The sequence below is a fragment of the Nocardia farcinica genome (assembly GCF_029867845.1).
GTDB classification, from domain to species: domain Bacteria; phylum Actinomycetota; class Actinomycetes; order Mycobacteriales; family Mycobacteriaceae; genus Nocardia; species Nocardia farcinica_A.
In genome coordinates, this window is the sequence record NZ_JARWRU010000904.1 from 1 (window position 1) to 3,043 (window position 3,043).

Sequence of the window (3,043 nt, forward strand, 5' to 3'; positions counted from 1 at the left end):
TGGGTCGCCCGGCGGGGCGCGCGCCGCGGCCGGGCGGGGGCGGCGCTGGGGGGGCGCCGCCACCGCCGCGCCGCGGGGCCGCGGCCACCGGGGCGGTGGCCACGACCCCGCGTCGAGGTCGCCGTGACCGCCGGGGCGCACCCCCGACGGCCCGTCGATCTCAGACGAGTGCCCGCAGCTTGGCGCGCAACCAGCTGATGGCGGTGTCCCCGCCCGCGACCCGGTAGTGCGGATAGGCCTGGTGCGCACCGGAACTGAGGAAGTTGTCGACCTGGCGCTTGCGCTCCTCGTAGGCGGAGTTGTTGAGCTGGTCGTGCAACAGGCCGAGACCGCCCGCGGCGAGCACGTCGGCGAGCAGATCACCGGCGGGCAGCCGGTGCAGCTGGCTCGGATCGGAGGCCTGGGCGAACATGCCTGCGATGCGCGCGGCGAAATCCCCGTCGGGCGTGGCGCAGTAGAGATCCTCGGGCACGCAGAAGGTGTAGGTCACCGGGCTGAGCCAGCCGAAGCCGCCCACCCTGGGGCCGCCCGCGCCCGCGCCGGGAGCGGGCGGGCCGATGAGCTGGTCGGTGGGGGAGCGGCGCGGGTCGGCGACGAGACCGACCAGGCCGACCCGGTCCGGGGGCACCACCCCGAGGCCGGTGCCGATCTCGGCGGCCACGTCGCCCGCCGCGTCCGCGCCCTGGCTGTAGCCGAGCAGCGCGAAACGCGTTCCCGGACACTGCCTGGCGACGTCGGCGATCAGCCCGCGCGCGCCGTTGGTGGCCTCGGACTTGGACCGGCCGTACACCTCGCCCTCCCAGGGGAAGGCGGTCGCGGCGTAGGTCACGTAGTCGACCCGGACATCTCCGGGCAAACCGTCGGCGGCACCGGCCAGAATTCCCTTGCCGGGCTTCTCGTGTGAGGTCTCCCAGGTCCCCGGCACCACGACCACATGCAGGTCGGGGCAGGAACCGGGGGCCGCCGATGCGGTGGCGGCGGTGGCGGCGCCGATCGGTATCGCGGCCGCCACCAAGGCGGCCGCCGATATCGCGGCTCCGGCGAGGCGAGCGTTCGTCCATCGAGAGAGCATCGTCGTACTCCGTCTCTGCACTGCCGGGCGAGCGCCCGGATGGTGAAAAGCGCCCGGAGAGAGCCGGACGCCGATGGTCGGCCGAACCCTGACGAAATGGTAACCGGCCGGTCGTTAGGCTGCTGGCTCTATGGCACTCAATGCGACTGTTCACAGCTTTGCCGTCGGACTCGCCGACGTGGACCGTGGCGTCTATGACGATCTGGAGCTGCGGGTCGCCCGCCACCCCTCGGAGACGGCCGAATTCATGCTCACCCGGCTGCTGGCCTACTGCCTGGAATACACCGAGGGAATCGCCTTCAGCGACGGCGGCGTGTCGTCCACCGACGAGCCCGCCGTGCTCGCGCGCGACGCCACCGGGGCGCTCACCGCCTGGATCGAGGTCGGCGCGCCGGACGCCGAGCGGCTGCATCGCGGCAGCAAATCCGCTGAGCGCGTGGCCGTCTACACCCACCGCGACCCGGCCAAGGTGCTCGCCCTCTACAGCGGCAAGAAGATCCACCGGGCCGAGCGCATCCCCGTCTACAGCCTCGACCGCGCCTTCGTCGACGCCCCCGCGGCGGCGATCGAAAGGCGCAATACGATAACCCTTTAGGTGACCGAGGGTTGGCTGTACCTCGAGATAAACGGCGTGTGGTTAGAGACGGTGGTGCGCGAGCACCGGTTCGGCTGACCCGGCCGCTCAGCTCCGCGGATGCGCGACGGTGGTGAGCGCGAACGCGATGTCCACCGCCGCCGAGGCCAGCCGGTCGCGGTCGATGGGCAGTCTGCCGTCGGCCCAGTCCAGGTACAGCGCCACCAGCGCGCCGCTGAGCGCGGTGGCCTGGATGGTCAGCGTCTCGTCGTCGGCGGGCATCAGAGCGCCCGCCTCGGTGCCGAGCAGGGCCACCAGCGCGCGGATGAAGGAGGGCGCCCGCGCGGCGCTGTGCTCGTGCAGGGTGTCGTCGCCGAGCGGCTCGCGCAGCAGGATCCTGGCCCGGCGCGGGTCCTCCTCGAAGTACTGGGCGCACATGTCGATGACCGCGCGGGCCGCCGCGCGCATGTCCCCGGTCGGCGGCGGCAGCTGCTGGATGCGCGCCATGAGTTCGCTTTCCAGCCGGTCGTAGACCGCGCGCAGCAGCGCTTCCCTGCTCTCGAAACTCTCGTAGAAGTAACGCGGACTCAGATTCGCCTGGCGGGCCACCGCCCGCATCGTGACCGCGGACGCACCAGCGGTGCCGAGGATCTCGGTGGCGACCGCGAGCAGCTGCTCGCGCCGGTCGGCACTGCGATCGTCCATGGTCTGGCCGCGCCAGAGTCTCGGTGAACTCACCGCTCCATCCTCGCACCCCGCCGCCACGCCCCGGTCCCGGGCGTATGCCGCCCGGGAGGCGACCGCCCGCTGCCGTGGGGTGGCGGGCGGGTGGCCGCGCGGATCAGCGCCGCAGGCGCTCGTCGGACTTCAGGTAGGTGATGGCCAGATCGCGGCGGGCGATGCCCGGCTCGCTCTCCGCCACCGAGCGCAGCGCGTCGAGCGCGTCCACCACGGTCAGGTGGTCGGCGGGATGCAGGCCGCTGATGAACCGGAAGTCCACCGTGGTCGCCCCGGAGGCGCCGTCGGTCGCCGACACCAGCCGGTAGCGCAGCGGCGGCCGGTCCAGGTCCGCCTCTGCTGCCTCCGCCCCTGGTGCCTCTGCCCCCGGTGCCTCCGCACCCGCTGCCGCAGCCTCGGGGGCCTCCGCCGGCTCGGCCGCCGTCCAGATCGAGTGGTAGCCGATCCGCTCGCCCAGTTCCCTGCGCACGCCGATCCGCTCGACCGTGCCGGACTCGCCGAGTTCGGCCTCGACCGAGACGGTGATCGCCCCGCCCGGCGCGGCGTCGCCGAAGACGGCCTCGTCCAGGATGCGCAGCCCGGCCTCGGAGTATCCCGCCACCGCCCGGGGGGGGGGGGGGGGGGGGGGGGGGGGGGGGGGGGGGGGGGGGGCGGGCGGG

Annotated in this window: 3 protein-coding genes and 1 pseudogene; 1 reads left to right on the plus strand and 3 read right to left on the minus strand. The window is 73.6% G+C overall.

What is annotated here, in order from left to right; genetic code table 11:
- Positions 1–160: 160 nt before the first annotated feature.
- Positions 161–1,072, minus strand: a complete 912-nt coding sequence (locus QH283_RS19890; RefSeq protein ID WP_280504496.1) for a cutinase family protein — start codon at positions 1,070–1,072, stop codon at positions 161–163.
- A gap of 130 nt (positions 1,073–1,202) precedes the next feature.
- Here QH283_RS19890 and QH283_RS19895 point away from each other — a divergent pair, with 130 nt between their 5' ends.
- Positions 1,203–1,667 carry a YaeQ family protein gene (locus QH283_RS19895; protein WP_348538292.1) on the plus strand — a complete coding sequence of 155 codons (465 nt, stop codon included), beginning with the start codon at positions 1,203–1,205 and terminating at the stop codon, positions 1,665–1,667.
- An 87-nt stretch (positions 1,668–1,754) separates the two neighbouring features.
- Here the strand turns inward: QH283_RS19895 and QH283_RS19900 are convergent, their stop codons facing one another.
- Together QH283_RS19900 and QH283_RS19905 are read right to left on the minus strand one after the other, a co-directional pair.
- A complete protein-coding gene (locus tag QH283_RS19900) occupies positions 1,755–2,384 on the minus strand; it encodes a TetR/AcrR family transcriptional regulator (protein WP_280504497.1) in 630 nt (209 codons plus the stop codon).
- Between the two features lie 103 nt (positions 2,385–2,487).
- Positions 2,488–3,043 (minus strand): annotated as a pseudogene (locus QH283_RS19905) (hypothetical protein); the annotation flags it as partial.